23 protein-coding genes are annotated in these 25,256 nt (G+C 56.9%); 10 read left to right on the top strand and 13 right to left on the bottom strand.

The window, feature by feature from the left end:
- Window positions 1–319: 319 nt before the first annotated feature.
- Both IEY52_RS06010 and IEY52_RS06005 read right to left on the bottom strand, forming a co-directional pair.
- Window positions 320–1,729 (bottom strand): glycosyltransferase family 2 protein, encoded by a 1,410-nt coding sequence (locus IEY52_RS06010; RefSeq protein WP_189001371.1) that lies wholly within the window; start codon window positions 1,727–1,729, stop codon window positions 320–322.
- A gap of 2 nt (window positions 1,730–1,731) precedes the next feature.
- Entirely contained in the window at window positions 1,732–2,898 is a 1,167-nt protein-coding gene (locus IEY52_RS06005; RefSeq protein WP_189001369.1) for a HEAT repeat domain-containing protein, read from the bottom strand.
- Between the two features lie 218 nt (window positions 2,899–3,116).
- Here IEY52_RS06005 and IEY52_RS06000 point away from each other — a divergent pair, with 218 nt between their 5' ends.
- Window positions 3,117–3,305, top strand: coding sequence for a hypothetical protein (locus IEY52_RS06000; RefSeq protein WP_189001367.1), 189 nt, complete (start codon window positions 3,117–3,119; stop codon window positions 3,303–3,305).
- Here the strand turns inward: IEY52_RS06000 and IEY52_RS05995 are convergent.
- A complete protein-coding gene (locus IEY52_RS05995) occupies window positions 3,287–8,263 on the bottom strand; it encodes a beta strand repeat-containing protein (protein WP_189001364.1) in 4,977 nt (1,658 codons plus the stop codon). The genes IEY52_RS06000 and IEY52_RS05995 overlap by 19 nt on opposite strands.
- 156 nt (window positions 8,264–8,419) lie before the next feature.
- A complete protein-coding gene (locus IEY52_RS05990) occupies window positions 8,420–8,575 on the bottom strand; it encodes a hypothetical protein (RefSeq protein ID WP_189001362.1) in 156 nt (51 codons plus the stop codon).
- 165 nt (window positions 8,576–8,740) lie between these two features.
- On the opposite strand from IEY52_RS05990, the gene IEY52_RS05985 reads away from it, so the two are divergent.
- Entirely contained in the window at window positions 8,741–9,514 is a 774-nt protein-coding gene (locus IEY52_RS05985; protein WP_189001360.1) for an inositol monophosphatase family protein, read from the top strand.
- A 62-nt stretch (window positions 9,515–9,576) separates the two neighbouring features.
- Here IEY52_RS05985 and IEY52_RS05980 read toward each other — a convergent pair whose 3' ends face one another.
- A complete protein-coding gene (locus tag IEY52_RS05980; protein ID WP_189001358.1) occupies window positions 9,577–10,551 on the bottom strand; it encodes a zinc-binding dehydrogenase in 975 nt (324 codons plus the stop codon).
- A 250-nt stretch (window positions 10,552–10,801) separates the two neighbouring features.
- Here IEY52_RS05980 and IEY52_RS05975 point away from each other — a divergent pair, with 250 nt between their 5' ends.
- Together IEY52_RS05975 and IEY52_RS05970 are read left to right on the top strand one after the other, a co-directional pair.
- Window positions 10,802–11,260, top strand: a complete 459-nt coding sequence (locus IEY52_RS05975; RefSeq protein WP_189001356.1) for a MarR family winged helix-turn-helix transcriptional regulator — start codon at window positions 10,802–10,804, stop codon at window positions 11,258–11,260.
- 89 nt (window positions 11,261–11,349) lie between these two features.
- Window positions 11,350–12,327 (top strand): ring-cleaving dioxygenase, encoded by a 978-nt coding sequence (locus tag IEY52_RS05970; protein WP_189001354.1) that lies wholly within the window; start codon window positions 11,350–11,352, stop codon window positions 12,325–12,327.
- 270 nt (window positions 12,328–12,597) lie between these two features.
- Here IEY52_RS05970 and IEY52_RS05965 read toward each other — a convergent pair whose 3' ends face one another.
- The 4 genes from IEY52_RS05965 to IEY52_RS05950 form a co-directional block, all read right to left on the bottom strand.
- Window positions 12,598–13,227 carry an alpha/beta hydrolase gene (locus IEY52_RS05965; RefSeq protein ID WP_189001352.1) on the bottom strand — a complete coding sequence of 210 codons (630 nt, stop codon included), beginning with the start codon at window positions 13,225–13,227 and terminating at the stop codon, window positions 12,598–12,600.
- Between the two features lie 150 nt (window positions 13,228–13,377).
- Window positions 13,378–14,337 carry a ring-cleaving dioxygenase gene (locus IEY52_RS05960; protein WP_189001350.1) on the bottom strand — a complete coding sequence of 320 codons (960 nt, stop codon included), beginning with the start codon at window positions 14,335–14,337 and terminating at the stop codon, window positions 13,378–13,380.
- A 30-nt stretch (window positions 14,338–14,367) separates the two neighbouring features.
- Window positions 14,368–14,835: a MarR family winged helix-turn-helix transcriptional regulator gene (locus tag IEY52_RS05955; RefSeq protein WP_189001348.1), complete on the bottom strand. Its 468-nt coding sequence runs from the start codon at window positions 14,833–14,835 to the stop codon at window positions 14,368–14,370.
- A 380-nt stretch (window positions 14,836–15,215) separates the two neighbouring features.
- Window positions 15,216–15,590 (bottom strand): ACT domain-containing protein, encoded by a 375-nt coding sequence (locus tag IEY52_RS05950; protein ID WP_189001346.1) that lies wholly within the window; start codon window positions 15,588–15,590, stop codon window positions 15,216–15,218.
- Window positions 15,591–15,639: 49 nt separating this feature from the next.
- On the opposite strand from IEY52_RS05950, the gene IEY52_RS05945 reads away from it, so the two are divergent.
- On the top strand, window positions 15,640–15,843 hold the full coding sequence (locus IEY52_RS05945) for an ankyrin repeat domain-containing protein (protein ID WP_189001343.1): 204 nt from the start codon (window positions 15,640–15,642) through the stop codon (window positions 15,841–15,843).
- Window positions 15,844–15,856: 13 nt separating this feature from the next.
- On the opposite strand, the gene hrpB is transcribed toward IEY52_RS05945, so the two are convergent.
- Window positions 15,857–18,340, bottom strand: coding sequence for an ATP-dependent helicase HrpB (gene hrpB, locus IEY52_RS05940; protein WP_189001341.1), 2,484 nt, complete (start codon window positions 18,338–18,340; stop codon window positions 15,857–15,859).
- A 236-nt stretch (window positions 18,341–18,576) separates the two neighbouring features.
- Between hrpB and IEY52_RS05935 the strand changes: the two genes are divergently transcribed.
- The 3 genes from IEY52_RS05935 (at window position 18,577) to IEY52_RS05925 (ending at window position 22,024) form a co-directional block, all read left to right on the top strand.
- Window positions 18,577–19,881, top strand: coding sequence for a phosphotransferase (locus IEY52_RS05935; protein ID WP_189001339.1), 1,305 nt, complete (start codon window positions 18,577–18,579; stop codon window positions 19,879–19,881).
- Window positions 19,882–19,973: 92 nt separating this feature from the next.
- Window positions 19,974–20,303: a thioredoxin gene (gene trxA, locus IEY52_RS05930; RefSeq protein WP_189001337.1), complete on the top strand. Its 330-nt coding sequence runs from the start codon at window positions 19,974–19,976 to the stop codon at window positions 20,301–20,303.
- Between the two features lie 59 nt (window positions 20,304–20,362).
- Window positions 20,363–22,024 (top strand): tetratricopeptide repeat protein, encoded by a 1,662-nt coding sequence (locus IEY52_RS05925; RefSeq protein ID WP_189001335.1) that lies wholly within the window; start codon window positions 20,363–20,365, stop codon window positions 22,022–22,024.
- A gap of 6 nt (window positions 22,025–22,030) precedes the next feature.
- Here IEY52_RS05925 and IEY52_RS05920 read toward each other — a convergent pair whose 3' ends face one another.
- The 3 genes from IEY52_RS05920 to IEY52_RS27025 are packed head-to-tail and all read right to left on the bottom strand — an operon-like array spanning window position 22,031 to window position 23,195.
- Window positions 22,031–22,189 carry an SGNH/GDSL hydrolase family protein gene (locus tag IEY52_RS05920; protein ID WP_189001333.1) on the bottom strand — a complete coding sequence of 53 codons (159 nt, stop codon included), beginning with the start codon at window positions 22,187–22,189 and terminating at the stop codon, window positions 22,031–22,033.
- A 29-nt stretch (window positions 22,190–22,218) separates the two neighbouring features.
- Window positions 22,219–23,064 (bottom strand): fumarylacetoacetate hydrolase family protein, encoded by an 846-nt coding sequence (locus IEY52_RS05915; protein WP_189001331.1) that lies wholly within the window; start codon window positions 23,062–23,064, stop codon window positions 22,219–22,221.
- Window positions 23,061–23,195, bottom strand: coding sequence for an SDR family oxidoreductase (locus IEY52_RS27025; protein ID WP_308424991.1), 135 nt, complete (start codon window positions 23,193–23,195; stop codon window positions 23,061–23,063). The genes IEY52_RS05915 and IEY52_RS27025 overlap by 4 nt, the downstream gene beginning before the upstream one ends.
- A gap of 501 nt (window positions 23,196–23,696) precedes the next feature.
- Between IEY52_RS27025 and IEY52_RS05905 the strand changes: the two genes are divergently transcribed.
- Together IEY52_RS05905 and IEY52_RS05900 are read left to right on the top strand one after the other, a co-directional pair.
- The gene (locus IEY52_RS05905) at window positions 23,697–23,858 is read left to right on the top strand and encodes a hypothetical protein (protein WP_189001329.1); all 162 of its coding nucleotides are present in this window, start codon (window positions 23,697–23,699) and stop codon (window positions 23,856–23,858) included.
- 193 nt (window positions 23,859–24,051) lie between these two features.
- Window positions 24,052–25,083, top strand: coding sequence for a helix-turn-helix transcriptional regulator (locus tag IEY52_RS05900; RefSeq protein WP_189001327.1), 1,032 nt, complete (start codon window positions 24,052–24,054; stop codon window positions 25,081–25,083).
- Window positions 25,084–25,256 lie beyond the last annotated feature (173 nt).

Genomic DNA, 25,256 nt, shown 5'->3' with positions numbered 1-25,256 from the left:
GTTCTCAAAAAGCGTGGCCGTGCTTTTGGCTGAGAAAGCGCCCAGTGCGAACCCGGCCGTCCGGGGAGCACGCTTTAGGGGCAAGAAAGCGAATGGAACGGTCAGGACACTTGAGAAACCTACAGTTCTTTTGGCGTAGATCAACAGAGGACGAAGGGGAAATTGAGGTTGTTCTGATTGTACACAAGCCGTCTGCCTGCAGTTGCAAGCAAGCTTTCAGTGGACATCTCCTCCAGCTGAAAGCGCGACAAGAAGACCAGGATCAAAAAGCATCCTGGCCCTGAAAGTTTCTGGTTTGATCCTGGTTTGAGGTGTTCTGTCAGCGGCTGATCTGTTCTCTGCGCTGGGTGTCCCACTGGCCCCGTTTGCGGTACAGCACCACAAAAGCAATCACCCGCTCGAAGGCCAGAATCTGGCGGTATCCCAGTTGCTCAAAGACCGTGGCCAGCATGATTTTCAGTCGGTCCCAGAAACGGGTGTAGCGCTTGATCATGAAGCCTTCAATGCCAATGGAGGCCATGCTGACCAGAATCCCGTAGAGCAGCGCCATCACCAGGAACATGATCGCAAAGTCGGTATTGAGCTGGTGGGTCAGGTACAGATAAAGCGTAAAGAGGTACCCGAAGATTTCCAGCAGGGGAGCAAATGCCTCAAAGAACAGGTAGTAAGGCATGCTGAACATGCCAATTCTGCCGTACCTGGGGTTCAGGAACATGGCCCGGTGGGTCCAGAGGGTTTCCAGCAAACCACGTTGCCAGCGGTTGCGTTGCTTTCTGAGCATGCCCATGTCGCTGGGCACCTGGGTCCAGCAGATGGGGTCCATGGTGTAGCGCACCCGGTAGGGTTTTTTCTGCTCTCTTTTCTGGCGGTGCATGCGCACCACCAGTTCCATGTCTTCGCCCACCGTGTCGGTGCGGTAGCCTCCCACCTCGATGACGGCACCCCGGTGAAACAGTCCGAATGCGCCAGAGATGATCAAAAGCACCTGCATGGCACTGAAAGTGGAGCGTCCTGCCAGAAAGGCCCGGGTGTATTCCACCACCTGAATGCGTTCCAGCCAGGTGCGGGGGGAGTGGGCTTCCTTGATGGCATCTTCTTTGATGGTGGCTCCATTCAGCACACGCACGGTCCCACCCACAGCCACCAGGGTGTCGTCTTCCAGAAATTGACGGCTCACCCGGATCAGGGCGCGGGCCTCCAGAATGCTGTCGGCGTCTACAGAGCAGAAAAGGGGTTTGGTGGAGTGCACGATGCCTGCATTGAGGGCATCGGCTTTGCCTCCGTTTTCCTTGTCGATCACCAGCAGGTTGGGGTGTTTGATGCTGCGGTACAGGCCCCGGATGGGTTTGCTCTCCAGCACCCTGGAGGGGAATTCACTGGTTTCTTCCAGCATGAATTCATCCATCAGTTTTTGCAGGGTCTGGTCTTCAGAGCCGTCGTTGATCACGATGACTTCAAACTCAGGGTATTGCAAACCCAGAAAAGAGTGCACCGAGGCTGCGATGGTGTTTTCCTCGTTGAAGGCAGGCACCAGCAGGCTGATGGGGCGGTAATAGCCTTTTTCCAGATAGGATTTCATCAAAACGCGCTCTCCACGCAGGGCGGTGGCCACCATCACGCGGGAGGCCACCATCACACTGATGGCGTAAACACTGTTCAGAAAAGCAAAATAGCAGATGATCAGCACTTCTATGGCATGCAGGATGACAGCCTGGGTGTTGTTTTCCATGATCAGGCGGCCTGCAGGTACTGGGAAGCCATGTCCCGTGCGTAGCGGTCGGGGTGCTGCAGCACGGCGGTTTCCAGGGCACGCTGACCTTCGGCACCCAGTTCACTGAGGGCCTGGGCGCTGTTGTGGCGCACCCACCAGGCTTCATCTGCCAGCGAATCGTAGAGTTTTGTGGTGACCTGGGGAACTTTCAAAAGACCGCAGGCCAGCGCAGCCTGGGCACGCACAAACCACACCGGATCGTCCAGCAGGCGGTACACGTCCTTGACGGCCTCCTGGGGCACCTGATGCATGCTGGAGAGCACCTTCAGGCTGGAAGCCCGGATGTCGGGGTGTTCAGAGTGCAGCAGATCCAGGCATTCGTCCAGGCATTCATCTGCACGCACGTAGGCCAGGGCACGCAAAGCACGAAGTTGCATTTCAGGAGCGGGGTCTTTGAGGAGGTCCTGCAGCAACACGATGCCCTGGCTGTCCAGCAAAACCAGCACCTGTTCAATCCAGCCGGAGCTGAACCGGTCATCGCGGATCAGTTCATGGAAGGTGTGGGCCACTTCGCGGCGGGACACCCCGGAAAGGCCCATGGAACGGGCCAGGGCAGTGAGGGCCAGGCGGCGCAAATCGTCGTTTTTTGAAAAGCAGAAGTGGTACAGGGTCTGGTGGGTCTGGGGGTCACACAGGATGGCCCAGCGTTCAATCACCCGCACTTTGCCCAGCAGGTTGCCCGGTCCCTGCATGATGCGCATGTCTCTGGCCAGCAGACCGCTCATTTCGTAGGTGTGGCGGGCCCTTTCGGCTTGCTGGGGGTCCATTTTTTCTTTGAGCAGCAAGAGGGCCTCTGCAGCCACCACATCTGCAGTGCGCGTGGGCAGGGGGGCTTTGTTGTACATCACCTCGTTCCAGACGCTCATCCAGCGTTCGCGTTCCCGCCTGTGGTGCTGGAAGCTGGATTCGCTGTATGAAAAGTAAGCCGCCTGGTAAATCACGGTGGTCACGATGGACAGCAAACTGAGCAGGCTGAACACCACCAGCATCCGGTACACCACTTCGGGTTGCCGGTAAAAGTTGGGCACCACCAGCACATACACCAGAACCGCCAGACTGACCACCACTGCAACCGCCACAAAAAGCGAAAAATAATTCAGTCCATTCAAACCAAATCTTCTCCACATGGTCTTTTCCTCCTCATCAATCCAGTTCAAATTCAGCAGATGTGTTTGATGGGATTGTGCTGATTTTCAACTGAAATGTTTTTTGTTTTTAAAAAGCAATGCGTTATTGTCTACAGGAAATCCCTTATCCCAGACCAGACCAGCTAAGACCCATTATCTTGGGCCAGAACCAGGGTACACGGAGATTTGCCACAATCTGAACATCAAGTGTAGACTGCATGACTTTGATTTCCGTCATGGGTCTATCATTTTTGCCAGCAGAATATGACCTGAAAATGGATATTATGGATCAAATGCAGGTCATCGAATGGTTTCGTTTTTCAATTCCATGCAACAAAAGAGCAGGCCATCTGGCCTGCCTTCTTGCTGAGATAGGTCTTGCTCCAGGTCAGGGTGTGCGCTCGTAGGCCCCACGGTCCACCGTTCCACCCTGGGTGCGGGTGGCTCCCGTCAGGTCGCTGGACACACCGCTCACCGCGCTGTTGCTGCCCGAATCCACCCCGGTTCCTCCGCTGGAGAGGTACAGACCATCATCGCTGGTGGCCCACAATCCATCTGTTCCGCTGGGGTTGCTGATGCCCACAAAGGGATCTGCGGTCAGGTTCAGGTTGTTTCCGCCGTTGGTGCCCTGAGAAGTCACCCAGGTGGAACCCGAAAACCCGTTCTGGATCAGGCTGTAGGAGGTGGTGATCCCACCGCCGTTGTTGTAAATCGGACTGCCTGAAGCTGCAGCAGCAGTCCAGAACACGCTGCTGGTGATTTTCGGACTGGTTCCAGCGAAAAAGTACAGGCTGGGTCCAGAGGTGGCTGCGGTGTTTCCCGAGAAAGTGGCATTCAGGAAGGTCGGAGAAGAGGTGTTGGCTGCAGGAGAATACACATGCACTGCCCCGCCATAGAGGGCTGCTTTGTTGCGGTCAAACACCCCATTGGTGATGCTGGGGATGACAGTTCCTCCAGTGTCTGCATCGATGAAGAGGGCTCCGCCCCCACGGTTGTTCTGGTTGTCGTTGGTGGTGGTGTTCTGGCTGAACACCACATTGGTGAAGGTGGCGGTGCTGTTTCCGCGGTTGTACATGTCCAGGTACACAGCACCCCCTCCGTAATACGCACTGTTCCCCACAAAACGCACGTCTTTGATGGTCGGACTGCAGGTGCCACTGTTCTCTGCAAAGCAGAAAAGGCCTCCGCCACGCGCATTGTAGAAGCTGGTGCTGCTGGCGTTTCCTGCCGTGACCGTCAGACCGCTGAGCACCGTGCTGCTGGTCACAGCAGCAGCCGTTCCCTGCATGAACAGCACATGGTAACTGTTGCTGCCCGAAATGTTGCTGTAGCTGGTGGTGATGCCCCTCGAATCGCGGGTGTCATTCTGGTCAATGTCTGCAGAAAGCACCGTGATGTTGTTGTACACATTGCGCTCTGAAAGGGCGTTCTCGGTGCCACCAAACCCACCGTACAGGCTGGTCCCGGCATACACGAAGAAGGTGGAACTGGTGTTGTTGTCTTTGGTGCCCAGCAGGTTCCCAGAGGTGTCTGCCACCCAGTATCCGGTGTCGGGCCAGTACACCCCATCTGCAATCCACAGGTTCTTGCGGGTGCCACTGTTGCGAGAAATGTACAGGGCGTCTGGTAAGTAGGTCATGGCATTCTTCCAGCTGGAACCCGAGCCGTCTCCGGTGGCGTCCCGGTCCACCCGGATCACGTCACAGAGGGAAGAATCCGACTGGCGTTCAAAAGCACCGATGTCCACAAAAGCCGTCTGACCGCCCTGGTTTCCGCTGTCGCTGACCCCGGCATCGGTGCTAAAGCGGGGATTGCCGTTCAGGTCCACGGTTTCAGCAAGCAGGCTGCCATCTCCAGCATCCGTTGCCACCGAGCAGGGCACCAGGGTCACATCGCCACTGCCCACATCTGTGAACAGGGGGGTGCCGTAAGGGTAGGCCATGCCCACGTTGTGACCACCATCGGTGCCTGATTCGGTGATGGAGCGTTCCACCACGCTGTAACTGATGGTCGGGGTGGAGTTGTTGTTGTAAACCGGGAATTGCCCGGTGGAATCGCTGTTTCCTGCCAGAATCGAGTTGCGCACGGTTGCGGTGCTGTAGTGGTTGTACATGGCCCCGCCATACACCGTTCCCGTGTTCTTGGTGAAGGTCACGTTGGTGTAGGTGGGGTTGATGGTTCCCAGAGCAGTGTCTCTGTTGTAGGTCAGCACCCCTCCGCCGTGGTTGTGGCTGGTGTTCTTGTAAAAGACCACGTTGGTGAAAGTCGGATTGGCAATGCCACTGTCGGTCACGTGGATGGAGAGGGCTCCTCCCCCACTGGACACGGAGGTGTTTGTGCCCGTGGTGGCATTGCCGCTGAACAGCACCCTGGTGAAACTGGGGCTGCTGGTCCCTCCAAAGAAAGCGTCCAGATAGCCAGCTCCACCCCCATAAACCGCCTTGTTGCCATAGAACTTCATGTCTGTGAAAGCAGGACTGCATTCATTGCCTGTGTATTCTGCATAACAGAAGAAACCTGCCCCGTAATTGTTCGGGAAGCTGTTGTCAGAACTGCCCCCGGTGACGGTCAGCCCACTGATCTGGGTGCTGGAGGTGATGGGGCTGCCAGCACTGCCCACAAGGTAAAGCAGATGGTAACTGTTGCTTCCAGAAATGCCACTGGTGGTGAGGGTCACGCCTCCCGTTTTGGTGTCGTTGCTGTCGATGTCTGCAGACAGGATGGTGGGATTGGTGCTGGCATTGCGCTGGCTGGAAGCTGTCTCTGTTCCGGCAAACCCGCCGTAGAGCTTGATTCCCGCGGTGATTCTGAAGGTGGCATTGCGGTCCAGGGCGCTGGCAAGGTAACCATTTCCGTAACGGTCCAGTTGCATGGTGCCATCCATGGGGGTGTAGGTTCCAGCTTTGATCCAGATTTCCTTGCGGGAAGCAGTGTTGTTGGCCAGATAAAGCGCATCGTTCAGACTGGTGACCCCATCGTTCCAGGTGGCCCCACTGCCTTCACCGGTGGCTGCCGGGTTCACCCGGATGATGGTGCAATCTGCACCTGCCAGAGTGCTGCTGCGTTCCAGTGCACCCAGATCGATCACTGCAGCCTGCGAACCTGCATTTCCTGAATCTGCAGCATTGCTGTCGTTGTAGAAGCGGTTGTTGCCTGCGTAATCGGTGGTCTGAGCGGTCAGGCTGCTGTCTCCGGCGTCCACAGCGGGAGAACAGGTTTTGAGGCGGTAATCGTTGCTGGCCTCATTGACAAAAGCGGGAACCTGATCCAGGTTGCTGCCCAGGTCGGTGCCGATGCTGGCATCCCAGGCACTGCTGCCTCCAGAGCCCTGCACCAGGCTGCTCTGGAATTGTGGGAGTGCACTGTCCATGCTGCTCACCTGGTTGGCGTTGCTCCCCACTTTGTTGTTCCACAAAATCGCATTCTGGAACACAGGGGTGGCGCTGCGGTTGTAGAGCCCTGCACCTGCAGTGGTGGCGGTGTTGGCATTCAGGGTGACGTTGGTGAAGGTGGGGGCCACATTGCCCGATCCATCTCCGATCACCAGAATGGCCCCTCCCTGATGGTGCGAGGTGTTGCTGTAAAACAGCGTGTTGGTGAACCGGGCTGCAGAAACACCGCCCGTGTCTCCAGAGAGGGCCACTGCGCCGCCCCCAATGGTGCTGCTGGTGGTGTCTGTCCCTGTGGTGGCATTCCCGGAGAAAAGACCCCTGAGCACGGTGGGGCTGGTGGTGCCTGCATCTCCATTCAGGAACAGTGCACCCCCTGCAGTGGTGGCCGCATTGCCTTTGAAAATCAGGTCTGTGAGGGTGGGGCTGCAGGTGTTGCTGCTTCCCGAACCGTCACAGTACAGCCCTCCTCCCATGCCATCTGCTCCTGTGGAGGTGGCGGACCCTCCCGTGATGGTGAGCCCGTCCAGAACGGTGGTTGCACCGACAGGGTCTGCAGCGGTGCCCTGCACCCACACCACGTGCTGGCTGTTGCTGCCAGAAATGCCACTGGTGCTGGAGGTCACACCACTGCTGGTGGTGTCGTTGCCGTCGATGTCTCCAGAGAGAATGGTCTTGTTGGTGCCGGGGTTGCGTGCAGCCAGGGTGGTTTCATTGCCAGAAAAACCCCCATAAAGCTTGTAGCCTGCTTCCAGGTAAAAAGTGGCTGCAGCATTGTCAGAAGTTGTGCTGAGGGTGGTTCCAGTGCGGTCCAGCCCCTTGCTGCCAGCATCGGGGTAATACACCCCATCTGCCAGCCAGATTTCGGTGGGGACCTGTCCGCCCTGGGCGGCCACCAGGGCATCTCCCAGCGTTTTGTAGGCGGTGGCCCAGCTTCTGCCGTTCTGCGCTGTGTTGGTGGTGTTGGCATCCACATACACCCGACCATCGGTGAAGCAGGCGATGTTCACGCCCTGGGTCAGGTACACCGCAGCAGAAGTCAGACGACCTGCCACGCGGGTGTCACACAGGTAGCGTCTGGTGTAGCCCAAAATGGAGGTGGTGCTGCCGCCCAGCAATTGAACTTCCGTTCCAGCACCCAGCAGAGCAGCACGGCTCTGGACTGCACTGCTGGATTGTTCCTCGATGCTTTCGGTCACGCGGGTCACGCTGTCGGTGAACACATCGAACCACAAACTGAATTTGTAGGGGTTGTTGCTCTCGGTGGTCTGTTTGGGGAGGCGCACTGCAAACGTGACCACCCCTTCATAGCTGCTGCTGCCCGGATTTGCAGTCAGGATGCGGTCGCTGCTGGAGGCCGTCTTGCGCACCACATAGCCGTAATTGAACACCTCATCCACACCCAGAGAGGCCGCAGAAGGCAAATCTGCATCTTCAAAGGCTTGCAGGTCTGCACTGTTGCTGCGCAGAGAAGCCCCGGACACCGGATCAAAAACCATCCCGTGGGTGGGTTTGATGCAGTTGGCAATGGTGGTGGGGTCTGTGTAACTGGTGTTGTCAAACTTCCTGAGGGCTCCGACAGCGTTGGTGCCGTTGGTGCTGCCGTTGGCATCCACAGCCACCAGGGTCAGGTTGCTGTTGGCCTGGTTGTAAGCGGTTCCGGTTTTGTTGGCATTGCGCACCTGATAGGTGACATACAGGTAGCGGGCCCCCTTGCTGTAATCACAATCGGCATCGGTGACTTCTGTGCCATCGGTGTCAAAGTAACCATTGCTGAGGAACTTGAGCTGGATGCCATTGGAAAGCAGGGTCAGGTCGCCAGCAGCCTGCTTCTGCACTGCTGTTTTGCTTTCTCCATAATTGATTTTGCTGGAGAGGTTCTGGGTGCCAATGGCATCGAACACCACCTCGACCATTCCTCCTGTGTTGGGCTGGGTGGGAGGAGTGGTGGGTTTGGAAGCAGGCGGAGCAAACATGTTGCATCCTGCCAAAAAAAACACCAGACCCAGGGGGGCAACCCTGGACCTGATGTCACGGAAAACGCTGGATTGTTCAGACATAAAACTCCACTGTGCAGCTGCCTGATGAAAGGCAGTGCACCACAAACGAGAAGTTCAGGTTAAAGACAAGGATCAGAACGGAACGCTCTGGGCCAGCGTGACATGCTGCCACTGGCCACAGTGGGTCAATTGGGGTTTGCGGTAAGGCTGGTTTTGAGCTGCAGTGGAGGGATGTGCTGGGGTGTCTTGGACGGCAACGGGGTTTTGTGGCATTGGAACAGGATTCATGGGCACCTCAGACAATCTTGCTTCTTGACTCAGAGTATTGATTTCAGATGTTAACAACTTGTTAATGGCTGGACACAAAGGGAGCTTCATGAAGCTTGATCAGCTGCACACCCTGGCAAGACAGCCACCCCACCCCTCTCATGATCTGCAGGCACAATGAACAGCATGTCGGGAACACATGCACTGGACATTGCCATTCTGGCCGCACGGGCTGCAGGACAACTGCAGCTGGAAGGCCGCAAGAACCTGAAATCTTTTGAGCAGAAAAGCCATTTCAACGACCTGGTGACCGAGGTGGACCGCGAATCTGAAGCCATCATCCGACACACCATCCTGACCCACTTCCCGGACCATGAAATCCTGGGGGAAGAAGGCGGATCGGTGGGCAGCAGCGCAAACCGCTGGATTGTGGACCCCCTGGACGGCACCCACAACTACGTGCGCGACCTCCCCATGAGCGGGGTCAGCATTGCCTTCGAGCAGGATGGGGAACTGATTGCAGGGGTGGTCTTTGATCCTGCCAGAGATGAGCTTTTCACCGCCGTTCGGGGAAAAGGGGCTTTCCTGAACGGAGAGGGTATTTCCGTGAGCACTTACGGCTCCATGCAGGACCCTCTGGCCCTGGCAACTGGATTTTCCCGCCATCCGGGGTCCAGAGAAGTTTCTTTAAAGCAATTCACCACCCTGATCCAGATGGGCCTCTCAGTGCGCAGGTACAGCAGTTCCACCCTGACCCTGGCTTATGTGGCCTGTGGGCGGCTGGATGCCTACTGGGACCTCAAACTGGCCCCGTGGGACACCGCTGCTGGCACCCTGCTGGTGCAGGAAGCAGGGGGGCAGGTCACTGCTGTTTCTGGTGAAGCGCAACAGGCTGGAGGTTCTTTGCTGGCCACAAACGGAGTGCTGCACACTGAACTGGTGCAGCTGCTGGGGCAGTAAAACAACAAGCCGCTCAAGGGGAAGGTGAAACCCACCTTCCCCTTTTGCTTCCCCTTTTGCTGTTAAATTCTGGCCACCACCTTGCCAAACGGCACCTCTCCTGCTTTCAGTTTGACCAGCCATTCGGGAATTTCTTCCAGGGTGATCTGCTCGGAAATCAGGATTTTCACCTTGCCATCCAGCACCAGCTGGGCCAGTTCAGTCCCCATCTGGCTGAGGTCCCGGATGGCTGCGTCGTCCTGGCGGGCGTGGGCAGACCCCAGCATCACGTCATGCACATGCACCCGGTACCCCAGGTTCTGCACGGCTTCGGGTTCAGGACGGCCTGCAATGAAAGCCAGTTGACCTTCAGGGTGCAGCAGCTCCAGACTTCTGGTGGCACTGGCCCGATTCACCGTGTCCAGCACCACATCCACACCGCCACCAGCAGCCTGCAGGATCTGCTCTTTGAGGTTCTGGTCGCGGTAATCGATCACCACATCTGCCCCCAGAGAGCGCACCAGTTCGTGCTTGGCAGGACTGGCCGTGGAAATCACCCTGGCCCCCAGTGCATGGGCAATCTGCACAGCAAAACTTCCCACCCCTCCGGCCCCTCCCTGGATGACCACGGTCTGGCCTGCTTTGAGGCCACACACCCGCACCAGCGCCTGATAAGCCGTGAGGCCTGCACAGGGCAAAGCAGCTCCTTCCTCAAAACTCCAGCTCTTGGGAAGGCGGGTCACGGCCCGGTGGTCCACCTGGATGTACTCCGCAAAGCTTCCAGAACGGGCAAGGTCTGCATGGAAAAAGACCTTTGCACCCACCTCGATGCCCTGCACGTCACTGCCCACCTGAACCACTTCACCTGCACCATCCACACCCAGCGTGTGGGGATACTGCCAGCTGGGATGACCATTGGTGGCCAGTTTGTAATCCACCGGGTTCAGGCTGGCGGCTTTCACCTGCACCAGCAGGTCTCCGGGCTTCATTTCAGGCAAATCTGCGTTCTGTGGGATCACATGATCAAGTCCAGGTTCCGTGATTTGAATGGCTCTCATGCTTCTGACCATACCCGATTCTGTGGTGGGGATGTGTGTTCGGGGGTTTGCCGAGGGGGTTTCTGGAATTGGGTGCATTTGAGATTTCTTCCACTGGGCGAGGCATGCTGTCTTGTGCAAGACGAGGGACCATCTCGCGGTCCCTCTGCACGCTCGCCCCGACAGACCTCGTTTGACATTTTTTCCATTGGGCGCAGCGTGCTGCGCCCCTACATCGGCCCTCGGCATCTTGGTGTAGCATGACGGTGTTATGGGGACCAAATTTCAGGGCAGCGACAGTCAAATCCAGGCACTGAATGCCTACATCAAATTGCATCGCGCTGCAGCCACCGTGGAAGCCGCAGCCAACCAGCACCTGCAGGACCATGACCTGAGCCTCAGTCAATTCAGTGTGCTGGAGGCACTGTTTCATCTGGGTCCCCTCACACAGAAGCAGCTGGGCGAGAAGATCCTGAAGTCCAAAGGGAACCTGACCATGGTGATTGACAACCTGGAAAAGCGCGGCTGGGCGGTGCGGGAGCGCAGTGCAAAGGACCGCCGCAACATCCATGTGAACATCACCCCGCAGGGCCACGATTTGATTGCTGGCATTTTGCCCGGGCATGTGGAGGGCATCGAAAAGGTGTTTTCGGGGCTGACCCCTGAGGAATTGTCTGTGCTGGCCAGTTTGTGCCGCAAGCTGGGACTCCATCTGTCTTCTGGTTCCTGATGTCTGAACCTTCAGCACCAGATCAAAAGGTGCTTTTTTCACAAATTGGTTTAATATTAAACTGTTTAATGTGGATGTAGGAGGTTCACATGCGCAACCCCATTCAGGGCATCCACCACATCACCGTGCTGGCCAGCAATCCCCAGAACAACATTGACTTTTACACCACCGTGCTTGGACAGCGTCTGGTCAAAGTCACCGTCAATTTCGATGATCCCGGCACCTACCACCTGTACTACGGAGACAGGGTCGGCACCCCTGGCACCATCCTCACCTTCTTTCCGTGGTACGGAGCAAAAAGAGGACAGCGGGGCAACGGAGAGGCTGTCGCCACCGCCTACAGCATACGACCAGACAGCCTGGAGTACTGGAGAAACCACCTTCAGGACAGCCTGATCTCCCACACGGAAAGCACCCGTTTTGGAGAAACCGTGCTGACCTTTGAAGACCCGGACGGCATGCTTGTCGAGATCATCACCAACGCCAGTGAAGCCGCTCCAGTGGCCTGGGAAAACAGCCCCATTGCAGAGCAACACGCCTTGCGCGGCTTTCACAGCGTGACTTTGTGGGCAGACAGCAACCAGAGCTCAAAAACCTTGCTGGAAACCCACCTGGGCATGCTTTACCTGGGCTCAGAAACCGACCCGGAAGGCACCCGTCACCGTTACCAGGGCGTGTCCGAAGGGGTGGGGCTGTATGTGGATGTGGTCGAAAGGCCCGGTCAAGCCAGAGGCCACAGCGGAGCAGGCACCATCCACCACGTCGCTTTGCGCACTGTGGATGACACAGAGCAGCAGGAATACATGCATCACCTGTTTTCAAAAGGCTACGGGGTGACCCAGGTGCAGGACCGCCAGTACTTTCACAGCATCTACTTCCGTGATGTGTCGGGCGTGCTCTTTGAAATTGCCACCGATGCCCCCGGATTTGATGTGGACGAGGAGGTCTCAGAACTGGGCAAACACCTGAAACTCCCCTCCTGGTACGAACCCAGAAGGGAAGCCATCGAAAACCGGGTGCGCCAGATCACCAATCCCGAATATGGAATCACCATTGGCAACCGCTGAACACACAAAAACACAAAACCCTCCAGAAAAATTTCTGGAGGGTCGGCCTTTTGAGGTTCTGGAAAAGGAGGGAGAGGAAACCGGAACCTGAAAAGGCCAAGCACTTCGGAGAAGAAGTGAGACATTGCAGATCACTCTGATGGAGGAGGAAGTGCTTAGCTGAGATCAGAATAGCAGCCACAATCAAACAGTTTTCCCGTGTTTTTCGTGAACGCTTTTTAACACGAGGAAACACGGGAAAACCCCGTAAAGCCCAGGAAAACACGCTGCTCAGGCTGAAAAATGCTGTTGCAACCAGCGCTGGGTGAGCATCAAATCCTGACGGGTCAACTGGTGACCGCTGGACAGTTCTTCGGTTTGCACCTCTGCCCCACTGTCTTGCAGATAAGAAAGCAAAGCACGGGCATATGGCCTGTAAGGGTCCATGGCTCCCAGCGTGATCAGCACCGGCTTTGCAGTCAGGGGCACCTGAACCGGGGCTTCCAGTGGCATCACAGGCCGCCACAGCACCGCGCCCGCCAGGGATTCTGGATGACGGATCAGGGAAGCCACCGCAATGTTGGCCCCATTGGAATAGCCCAGAGCCACCCCTTTTGCAGGATCAAAACCGTAATGCTGACTGGCTTCCTGCACAAAAGTGGTCAGGGCATCGGCCTCGGATTTCAGGTGCTCCTGATCGTAACGGATGTCCGAAAACCGCCGGAAGAACCGTGGGCTTCCCTCTTCCAGGGAACGCCCCCTCACACTGAGCAGGCTGGCCTGAGGCGCCAGTTCCCGCCCCAGTTGCCACAGGGAGGTTTCGTTGCCTCCGGTGCCATGAAGCAAAAGCAGGGTGAGGTCTGAAGTGCCTTTTTCAAACTGGTGAATCCAGCCAGTGGGTGGGGTTGTGGTGCTGGTCATGGGTGTCCTCTCTGGTTTTTTCCAACAGGGCGATGCCGTCTTTTGCCCAGCATTCCTGGCACTGGGCGCAGCACGCTGCGCCCCTACACATTGCGTTTGAGATGGTTGCCGTTGGGCGAGGCACGCCTCGCCCCTACAATTGGACCCAGCTCAATCAATCGGCTGCAGGTTCCGCTCGATCTCGTCCCGACGGTGCTCCAGAAAGGGTGGCAGGATCAGTTTCTCTCCGATGGTGGCGAGGTCTTCATCTACAGCAAAACCAGGGCCATCTGTGGAGATTTCAAACAGGATGCCGTTGGGTTCCCGGAAGTACAGGGCACGGAAGTAATGGCGGTCCACGGCTCCACTGTTGGGCACCCCGAACTGCGAGAGGCGCTCAATCCACTGGTTGTACTGGTCTTCATCCGGGGTGCGGAAAGCCACATGGTGCACACCTCCTGCTCCGGGGCGGGTGGCAGGCAGTTCGGGTTGCACGGCCACATGCAGTTCTGCGTGGGGTCCCTCGCCTCCCATCTGGTAAACGTGCACGGTGTTGCTGGCATTGGAGGGGTCGGGGTATTCCCGCACATGCTGCATGTTCATGATTTTGGTGAGCACAATGTCGGTGGTTCGCAGTCTGGGCACACTGAGGGTGATGGGTCCCAGGCCCCGAATCTGGTGTTCGGTAGGAACAGGGCTGTTTTCCCAGGGGTGCACGGGGTCTCCGGTGCCGCCATCCTCGATCAGGGAGAGCCTCTGTCCTTCCGGGTCTTCAAAGTCCAGCACCAGACGGCCATCCCGTTCGGTGAGCTGGGAGGCTGTGACGCCCTGGGCTTTCAGGCGTTCCTGCCAGAATTTGAGGGTGTCTTCTCCCTGCACCCTGAGCCCGGTGCGCACCACGCTGTGGGTGCCCCGGACTTCTCTGGGCACCTTCCAGTCAAAAAAAGTCAGATCGTGGCCCGGAGATCCCACCCGGTCCGAGTAGAACAGGTGGTAGGCCCGCACATCGTCCTGGTTGACGCTGCGTTTGATCAGGCGCATGCCCATCACCTGGGTGTAGAAGCGGTGGTTTTCCCGGATGCTGGCAGACACGGCTGTCAGGTGGTGGAAACCTTTGAGTTCCAGTTCCATAAATGCCCTCTTTCGCTGCCTGAGTGTGGGTCAGGTCTTTGCCCTGCTGGGTTTTTTGCGGCTGTCCCGGTCTTTTTTCACCCGCTGCAGCAAGTTGCTCAGGGTCTGAAGTTCGTCACGGGAAAGCCCTGAAAACTGTTCTGCATGGTGCTGAATCACCCTGGGGAAGGCCTGATCCATCAGGGTTTTTCCTGCTGGGGTGAGGTGCAAGCACTTGAATTTCCCCGAGGAGGTGCGTTCCAGCAGTCCCCTCTGGGTCAGGCGTTGCACGTGGTAGGTGATGTTGGGCGCACTGACCAGCATCCCTGCAGCCAGGTCCTGCTGGGCAATGCCCGCGTTGACAGAAACCAGCGCCAGCAAATCAAATTCCGTGCTGCTGAGGCCCAGATCCCAGAGAAGCTCCTGCAGGTCATTCTGGCTGTCCAGGTGGATGTGGGCCAGCCGACGGTAGGTTCTGATCTCCAGATGCTTGATGGGTTTTTTAAGCGTCTGAGTCATGGTGCGTCTCCTTCTTTTAAGTTAAATCTTTAATTGAAACCTGTCGGTCTGTTGGATCACAGTTGGGTCATCCTGCACAGCTGGAACACCTCCCAAAACAACAAAAAACCCAGGTTTCGGCCTTGGGTTTGATGCTGTTGGGTAGTTTCACCCATTAGAGCATGAGTGCCTGACCAGGGTGTGAGGAATTCTTAAGTTGGACTTAAGAAAAGCTTTGTCCAGCAGCACAGCATGACTTCTCTTCCAGCTTTTTCAGGGCCTGACCCCTGAAAACACACATTGAAGGGCCTTTCCAGATGATGCTTGCATTGAGAGGTTCAACCCATGGAAAGGATGGGCTTCACCCTGTCCTGGAAAGCCAGATGCCCAGCCATCTGAATTTAAACCCGGTGCCCTGCAGCCCTTAAAGCTTCCAATGTGACTTCCAGCTGGTGGGCTTTCACCAGCAGGTAATCGGTGTTGTAGGTGGAGATCGCAAAAATGCCCACACCGGCCACGGCCAGAGGGCTGGTCACAGCATTGAGGATGCCCGTCTGGTCAAAAGCAAAAGGCCCTTCAAATTTGAAGCAACGCCAGTCCAGGCTCACCTGTGGGGCTTCAAGCTCCACGCTTTGTGGGCAGACAATGGAAAGCTCTTCCTCGTTCAAGGTCACCGAGACAAAAGCGCCTCTGGGGAAAGCAGGCAGGGGGGTTTCCGGGGGGAATTGCAGGACTTTGTAGGCCTCTGGAAGCAGGGTGAGGGTCAATTCGGGCATTCAAAACCATCCTTTCAGTCCAGATTGTATCCAGAAATCTGCAAAGAGGGTGCTTGAAGTTCTGCTCAGATACAAAGCAGACCTGCGCCACAGCGACCCTCAGGGAAATACTGCCCTGATCTGGGCTGCAGTGTCCAACCAGATTGCTGTTTTTGATGTGCTTTTGCAGCATGGAGCCAATTCGAAAGTCAGAAATCAGGATGGAGAAACTGCTCTGGACTGGAAGCAGAAACACCAGAAGCTGCAAAAGTGATCGCCTGACCGGGTCAGTGCTCCCTGCGTTTGACGCTTCTGGTGGCGGTGGCCGTCCAGGGGTCTTCGGGCCAGGGGTGTTTGGGGTAACGGATGCGCAGTTCCTTGCGCACCTCGGGGTAGGTGTTCTGCCAGAAACTGCGCAAATCCTGCGTGACCTGCACGGGCCTGCGTGCAGGAGAGAGCAGGTGCAGCAAAACCCTGTTCCTTCCAGCATTGACAGCAGGCGTGTCCAGCAGCCCAAACATCTCCTGCAACTTCACAGCCAGCACCGGGGTGCTCCCATCCGCGAAATACTGCACTTTGATTTTGAACCCACTGGGCACCTCCAGGCTTTTTGGAGCAAAGTCCTCCAGAAGTTGCAATTTTTCCCAGGGCAAGAGGCCCAGCAGGATGTTCGGAAGGTCCAGTTTCTGGAAGTCTTCCCGTTTGCGCACCCCTTGCAGGAACCCTCCCAGCCAGGATTCCAGGGTGTCCAGCAGACCCTGATCTGAAACATCCGGCCACTCTTCTTCTGGACGCCACAGGCGCAGGCTTTCCACCCGGGCCTGCCACTGGCGGGTGTCTTCGGTCCAGTGCAGGAGGTGCAAGCCTTCTGAACGCAGGGCCTGACAGAGCACCTGCACTTTCTGGTCTTCCGGGATGTCCTGCAAACGGGTGCTTTCAATCACCAGTTCCAGATAGCGGATTTCCCGCCTTGCCACCAGGGTGCCTGTGCGGCTGTCCCACTGCAAAACATCCTGGGTTCTGAAATCTGCTGTTAAATCCTGGATGTTCAGCGGGCTTGCCAGATGGATGCGCCCCTCATCGGTGCCAGAATCCAGGTGGGCCACCGCCAGCCAGGGTTCACCCTGCAAAGGATCGTGGTCTTTCAATTTGACCCCTTTTCCCTGGGCCAGACGGTAGCGCAGGTGGTCCCCTTCCCGCAGTTTGGCCACCCGTTCCGGGTAAGCCCAGGCCAGCAGCAAACCCACCTGTTCATGCCGGGGCATGCGGTTTTCTTCGGGGACTTTCAGCAGCCTGCGCCACTGCAAGGCGAGGCGTTCAATGCGTTTCAGCGCACCCTCTCCCCCACTTTTGCGGCTGCGCCAGTGCCTCAGGGCCTCCACCCGCAAAAACACATCCGAGCCTGCCTCTCTGGTCAGGGGATCCCGTTCTTCCAGCAAAGCCGCCACATCTGCCGCCAGTGCCCCCAGGCCCACCGACTCTGCTTCCAGCAGCAAATGGGCCAGTCTGGGATGGGTGGGGTATTTCAGGAGGGCTTTTCCTCTGGGGGTGATGTTTCCCTCAGCCACTGCACCCAGGTTCTCCAGCACTTCTTTTGCCTGCTTCAGGGCGGCCTGGGGTGGAGGGGTCAGCCAGCAGAGGTCAGCCGGATTTTTCACGCCCCACTGGGCCAGATCCAGCAGCAATGGGGCCAGATCCGCTTCCTGAATTTCTGGAAGGCGGCTGGAGAGCAACTGGTTCTGGGTGTTTGAAGACCACATGCGGTAACACACCCCAGGACCCAGACGGCCTGCACGTCCTGCCCTCTGGTTGGCGGCATCCAGCGTGATCCGCACGGTTTCCAGACGGCTCAGGCCTGACCTGGGATCAAAACGGGCAATGCGGGTATAGCCACTGTCGATCACCACCCGGATGCCCACAATGGTCAAGCTGGTTTCAGCAATGGTGGTGGCCAGCACCACTTTGCGGCGGCCCGCAGGATCAGGAAGCAAAGCCGCCTGCTGCGCTGCCTGCGGCAATTCCCCATACAGGGCGTGCAGGGAAATTTGAGGATGGCGCTCTGAAAGCAAAGCCAGCGTCCTCTGGATTTCCCAGCTTCCGGGCAGAAACACCAGCACATCTCCAGCTTCCTCTTCCAGCGCTCTGGACACCACCCCTGCAGTCAGTGCAGGCAAAGGACCTTCCAGATCCCTGGGCAGGTACCGCACCTCGATGGGGTAACTGCGTCCCAGACTGGTCCTGACTGGAGCATCGTCCAGCAAGCGGGACAGGGCCGCTCCGTCCAGCGTGGCAGACATGATCAGGAGCCGCAAATCTTCCCTCAGCACCTGCTGCACTTCTCTGCACAGGGCCAGCGAAAGGTCTGCCTGCAAGCTGCGCTCGTGGAATTCATCGAAGATGACCAGACCCACGCCAGAAAGCTCTGGATCGTTTTGCAAAATGCGGGTCAGGATGCCCTCTGTGACCACCTCGATGCGGGTTTTGCTGGACACCTGGGTGTCGAAACGCACCCGGTACCCCACGGTCTCCCCCACTTTTTCACCCAGCACCTCGCTCATGCGGGCAGCAACCGCTTTTGCAGCCAGCCTGCGGGGTTGCAGCATCACGATTTTCTGGCCTTCCAGCCAGGACTCATGCAGCAATTCCAGCGGCAACACCGTGCTTTTTCCGGCTCCGGGAGGGGCTTCCACAATCACGGTGCCAGCAGCAGCAAAATCTGCTTTCAGATCGGGAATCAGGTCAAAAATGGGGAGGGGTTCAGGGAGACTCACGTGCGGGTATTGTATCAGGGGTGGGCTGATGCAGCATTCAGAATCCCAAAACAAAAAATTCGCCTCTATGGGCGACTGATAGATACAGTTTATCCCGTTATGCAGTATTCGTCAAGAACCATGCACTGTCCTGGCCTGTACTGGCCCATGTGTCACCACCAAGCCTGAACACTGAGCGTCCAGAAAGCCATTCAGCGGATTGCACCCACCGCAAAAAAAACCGCATGATGACCCATATGTCCACAACCGAACCTGCTGCGCCCGCTGAAACCCAGTGGCACTTTCATGCCCGCATCCTCCTGCTGCATCCCACTGAAAATCACGTCCTGCTGCACCATGAAGCCCTTCCTGCCATAGACCACACCGAAAGCCTGTACATGGGCAACAAGGTGGCTGGACTGCTGGAAGCTTACAGCGATCTGGTGTTCCTGCAGCGTCTGAGCATCGTCAAAGACAAAGTTTCTGAATCCGAGGGCCATGTGCATTACGTGTTCGCCCTGGTCAAACGCACTGCAGACCTGCCCAAAGGGTGCCGCTGGGCAGACCCCTCAGCACTTTCAGAAGATGTGCAGGAGTTTGCTTTGCAGGCCCTGAATCCCAGTCCCAGATTGCCCTGGAGGTCCAGAGGATGGTTGGATCAGGCGATTTCGTGGGCAGATCAGGCCCTGCAAAAACAGGGTCTGGAACGCACAGGTCAGCCCGAAATGGTCAAAGCCTGGGAAATCAGCGTGCTGTACAAACTTCCCATTCAGGGAGGCACAGTGTTTCTGAAAGCCGTGCCCGATTATTTTGAACGGGAAGGCCCCCTGACCCGGTGGTTGTCTGGTTTGCATCCCGGGGCCGCGCCAGAAGTGCTGGCCCTGGACCCGGAGCAGAACATCTTTCTGTTGAAAGGAGCAGGCCATGAAAAAGTCGGGCCAGAGAAAGCCCAGACAGCAGTCCAGCTTCTTGCCACCCTCCAGCGCAAAACCGAAAGCCGCACCGGGGAACTGCTGCAACTGGGGTGTCTGGACCGGGGATGTCAGGCCCTCAAGCAGCATGTGCAGGACCTTCTGGTAGACGATGGGGCTCTGGGTGCAGGTGACCTGCTGACCCCCGAAGAGCAGATCAGGCTGAAAAACACCCTTCCAGTGCTGCACCAGATGCTGGACGATCTGGACAGCAGTCCCATCCCATCCACCCTGGTGCATGGAGACGTGCATCTGGGGAATGTGGTTTCAGAGGGCGACACCCTGACTTTTCTGGACTGGAGCGACGGTTCGGTCAGCCATCCTTTCATCGACATGAACAGCAGGTATTTGCTGGACAGCGAAAATCCTGATGAACTCCAGCAGTTGACCGACAGCTATTTGCAGGCATGGACCGATGTGCTGCCGCTGGAAGATCTGCGGGAGCTTCATAAAAAAGCGGTGCTGGCTGGAGAGCTGCACAGGGCGGTCAGTTACCACCGCTACATCATTCCCGGAGTGGGGGGAAAGAGCGACTGGGACGATGCTTACATCTGGCACCTCAAAAACGTTCTGAACGTGCTGGAGAGGTGAAAAGAGAAACTTCAGATACAAGATATAGACATCGCACATAGATCAAATACCGTATATTGCGCTTCTGATCCCAGAGGCGTACAATCTTGCCCATGGGAAAAGCACTTGAACTGACCGATGAAAATTTCCAGATCAGCATCCAGAACGGCTACACCCTGGTGGATTTCTGGGCTCCCTGGTGCCCTCCCTGCCGCTTCATTGGCCCCATCATTGAAGAACTGGCCAGCACCTACGAGGGGAAAATGACGCTGGGCAAAATCAACGTGGACCACAACCAGCACACCGCCCTGAAATACAAAGTGATGAACCTGCCCACCGTGATCCTGTTCCACAACGGCGAAGTGGTCGAGGTGATCGTGGGAGCGCGCAACAAGAACCAGTACGGGCAGGCCATTGACAGACACCTGCTGGCCGGGGTTTGAGCCTCCTGTCAAGCCCCCAGGCTCCTGATTGCTGACCTGGGTCTCGTTACAATGCTAGGGTGCCCAACCCGTTGCATCCCGATGTTCTGATGGCCACCCGGCACAGTGCTGTGTTGCTCTGGGAGTCAGGTCAGATTGCACTGACCGTCCAGACCCTGCAAACGCTGCTGGATGCTGCACGCAAGCAGCATGATTTTGCGGTGTTGCATGAATCGGTTTTCTCAGCGCTGCCAGAAGACCTGCTCTGCAACACTGCAGTGGCAGAGCAATATGCTTTTGTGCTGTGTCGGGCCAGGAAACAGCCTGCGTACCTGAATTTTCTGGAACGTTTTTCACACCACCACCACCCCACCCCTGCCCTGAAGGTGGTGCAGGGGTGGGCCCTGATGTACAACCAGCAGCAAAGCAACATCGAAACCGCACTGGTTTTGCTGCAAGCGCAGGAAGGACAGACCCAGGGCTGGTTTGAGGGTTTGCGCCTGAGGATCCTTGGAGAGTGTCTGGCCTGGTTGAACAGAGCAGGCTGGGAAGCGCATTTTGTGCAGGCCAGACAGCACCTGACGGGCGCTTCACTGGGCCTGTGCCTGATGGAAGAAGGCACCTACCAGGCCAACCACGGACGCCCACTGGAAGCCCGCACCTTGTGGGCCGAAGCGCTGCCCCTGCTGCGTGAAGATGCCCATTACCATGCATGGTTGCGTTACAACCTGGGCATCACCATCCTGGGCACCTACCCAGAAGAGGCCGAAAGGCATTTTCTGGAACTTGAACAGTTGCGTCACCGCCAGGAGGCAAAAGATTTCCTTGCCTCTGCATGGCGGGGCCTGGGGTCGGCCAGACGCGTGCTGGGTGAACTGGACCGTGCTGTTGCCTGCTACCGGGAAGCCCTGAAGCGGGCCACCGAGAAAGACGACAGGGAGCAGGCGCTCTGGGGTCTGGGACGCACGTTCACCCAGGCAGGCAAAGCCTTTGAAGGGCTGTCTTTCCTGAAAGAAGCCCACCAGGTGCAAGAAGCCCGGTGGATCCAGGCAGACATGGCCGTGGCCCACCTGCTGCTGGAGGATCTGACCCGTGCCGAAAAAGCTGCACACAGCATCGACCTGCACAACGCAAAACGTTCTGGTCAGGTGGCACTCTTGTGTCTGGCAGAAATCAGCAGGCAGCAAAACCAGATGGATCAAGTCCAGAAACACCTGTCCAGCATTGATTTTTCCCGGTGGCACCTCAGGGAAGACCGCAGGTGTTTTGAACACCTGTTTGTGCTGGCAGAACAGCTGGGGTTCCCTGCCATCAAAGTTTTCCCTCTGGTGCAGGGGTACACCGTGCAGGTGCAGGCCGAGGGGGTCCTGAACGTGCAGGTCAATGGCCGCCCCATCCCCCTTAAACCCACCAGCAAACCCGCAGAACTGCTGGTCCGGTTGCTGGAAAAAGACGGACGGGACACCCTGGACAGCCTGCTGGATGCCCTTTTTCGGGACGAGGACACCACCCGCCGGAAAGCCGGTCAGGCCCTGTGGAACCATGTCAAAAAATTGCGTGCCCTGCTGGGCTGGGAAGACAGCGTGCAGGCACCCGGTGGGGTGTTCCTGCTGGACCCCGGGGCCTGCTGGAATTACGACATGGCAGAAGCCCGGACCTCAGGGCGCAAGGTCCGGGGATTTCTGGAAGGGGTTTATTCCGAGTGGGTGCTGGAAACCCAGCAGGAACTGGGCACCACCTGAACAGCTTTACTTGATGGGCACCGCTGCCAGCACATCCAGCGAAATGCACGCTGCCATTCGGGAAAATCCGGTGTTGTTGGGATGCAAATGGTCTCCAGTGTCGGTTTCTGGCAGCATGCACTGGGGATCCAGAGGGTCCCGGATGGCTGCATCAAAATCAATCACACCATCTGGAACCCCTGTTTCCGATTCACTCAGGCATCCTGGGCCACCCTTTGAAGTTGCTCTCCCAGGCCTTCCACAGCAAGGCGGATGGTCTGCCCTGCCTGCAGGTAAACAGGTTCGGGTTTCTGGCCCAGACCCACACCGGCAGGTGTGCCCGTGCTGATGATGTCTCCGGGTTGCAAGGACATGAACTGGCTGACACAACTGACCAGTTCGGCCACCGTGAAAATCATGTTGGCGGTGGTGCCGTTCTGGTAACGGTGTCCGTCCACCTCCAGCCACAGGGAGAGGTTTTGCGGATCTGGCACTTCATCGCGCGTCACCAGGTAGGGTCCAATGGGTCCGAAGGTGTCGCAACCCTTGCCCTTGTCCCAGGTGCCACCCCGTTCCATCTGGAATTCCCTTTCTGAAACGTCGTTAATGGTGCAGTAACCCGCCACATGGGAAAGGGCATTCTCTACAGAAATGTATTTCCCTGCCCTTCCGATCACCACGCCCAGTTCCACTTCCCAGTCGGTTTTTTTGCTGTTTCTGGGAATGAGGATGGTGTCATTCGGTCCCTGGATGGCACTGGTGGCTTTCATGAAAATGATGGGCTCTTTTGGGTAAGCCGCTCCGGTTTCATCCGCGTGGTCTTTGTAGTTCAGTCCAATGCAGATGAATTTTCCCACCCTGGCCACGCAGGCCCCGATTCTGGGGTTTCCGGTGACCTCAGGGAGGGTGGAAAAGTCAAGCTGACGCAGGTTTTCCAGCGCTGCATCGCTGAGGGTCTGGGGGTTCACGTCGCGGATCACACCGCTGAGGTCGCGGAGGGTTTCTCCATCCAGAAGGCCGGGTTTTTCCTGTCCTGGTTCGCCAAATCTCAAGAGTTTCATGGGTTGGACCATCCTCCATCAATGATGTGCACCTGTCCGGTGGTGAATGGGCTTTCATCGCTGGCCAGACACACGGCCAGAAAAGCAATCTCTTCGGGGGTTCCGGGGCGGCCCATCTGCTGACGGGACACAAAAAGCGGAACGCACCACTTCAGAATTTACACCCTGCGCCTGGGCCTGGGTGGCAATGCGCTGCTGCAGAGATGGGGAGTCCAACGTTTCGGGGCAGATCACATTGCAGCGGACGCCCTTTAGCACATCATCTGCAGCCACAGTCTGGCCCATGCCAATCACAGCGGCTTTGGTGGCCCCACAGACAAAACGGATGGAGCCGCCCATCCCTGGCCCGCATGTCCGTCACCTGCACCATCGAGAGCAATTCAAACCCACCTGCTGAGCATGTGGACTTTCCTGCCCCACCACACCCCCGGAAACCAAAGCTTCCATTTCAGCATGCTGTTCCGTCAGATAGCGTCACGACAAACATGTAATTTTTGTGCACAGTGAACGAATCAAGCATTTTCATTTATAGTTCTGAAATAACATATAACTCAGTTCAGTCATTTATATGTTTTGACTTTGATTATTTTCAAACGACATGATATGACGCATTCAAATTCAACCATGTGGGCATGCAAAAGAAACCGCATACCCCCAGATCCGCATCTTCGTTTAAAGCCCTCTCTCTTCGCAAAGTTGGCATTTTCTTTCTGCTTTCTTTGCTGACTGTTGGAGCGGTGGCTCCAATGGCCCATGCGGAAGGAGATCCCCCCAAACCCACTTCTGGCGGCTGAGCAGGCGCGACACCTTTTCAGGAATCCCCCCAATGGCCTCTGGGGGGTTTTTCATGTAAGCTGCAGGCAGGTCATTTTCGGGCACACTCCTGAGTGATCTGCACTCAGATTCTTAGAGTGAATTGCACAATCCATTGTTTTATCGACCCATGCACGACGCCTCCTGCCTACCCTTACAGCAGGAGGCACGTTCATGTTTGACAGCGACAACCCACACCACAAAAAAGCCCGCAAGCTTTTCGAGATCATCGAGATGCTGAGGGACCGCCCTTGCACTTCCAGAGAACTGTCCCAGCGTCTGGGCATTTCCCAGCGCAGCGTGCAGCGTTGCCTGAGGGATTTGCAGGATTTGCAAATTGGCCTGCGCCAGAACAAAAACATCGCTGGCGTTTTCATTTACTCACTTCCCAGTCAGGCAGAACAACTCAATGAAGTGGAAACCCTGATCACCCACAATGCGGTGCGCATGCTTTACCACCATGCCACTTCCCCCAACCACCATTACCTGAGGGTGCTGGAAAAACTGGCCGCCAAACTGGGAGAACCCGCCAGATCCATTGTCCAGCGCAGCACCCGCAACCTCAAGCAGCGGGTCAGTCCTGTGCCAGACGAGGGACGCACCCTGGAAACCGTGGCAAGGGCCTGGCTGCATGGCAAAGTGGTGCAATTTGATTACCAGAGTCCAGGACACACCGAAGGACGCCAGAAATATGAGCTGGAGGTGTATTTCGTGGAGGTCAGCCGCTCCAATCTGGCCACTTACGTGATTGGCTTTGAACGCAAATACCATCAGCAAATCCGCACCTTCAAGCTGTCCCGCATGAAAAACGCCGTTGTGCAGGCCACCACCTACCAGATTCCCGACTCTTTTGATCCCAGCCTTTACCTGTCTGGAGCCTGGGGCGTGATTGGCGCCAGCAGTGGCACCCCGGTTTCTGTGCGCCTGAAATTTGACCGGGAAGCCACTGTCCGCTTGCAGGAAGGCGGTTACCCCAACCTCACCATCACCCATGAATTTGCCGATGGCAGCAGCATTGCCTCCATTCAGGTGGGCACCGATCTGCAGGGTTTTCCCAGAGAAATCCTGCCCTGGGTGCTGTCCTGGGGATCCAAGGTACAGGTGCTGGAACCCCAGAGCCTCAGGGACCGTTGCCAGCAGGAAGCCCTGGCCATGCTGGCCCATTTTGCAAGCGGCGCTGCTTGCCCTCATGTGCAGCCTTCCTGAGCTCCTGAGACACAAACCCTGGCTTTTCACCGGAAGATTTTTCAATCTTCCGGTGTTGTTTTGCAATGCACTCAAAAAGCAAGCGAGCCCACAGTGGGCAGGACATCATGATCAAATCGTTACAGATGTACACAAAACGTAATTCAATTGTGAATCTTCAACAAAACAAATCC

The sequence above is a fragment of the Deinococcus roseus genome, assembly GCF_014646895.1.
GTDB classification, from domain to species: Bacteria; Deinococcota; Deinococci; order Deinococcales; family Deinococcaceae; genus Deinococcus_C; species Deinococcus_C roseus.
Note: the sequence above shows the minus strand (reverse complement) of the source record. Positions and strands in the feature narration are given on the sequence as shown.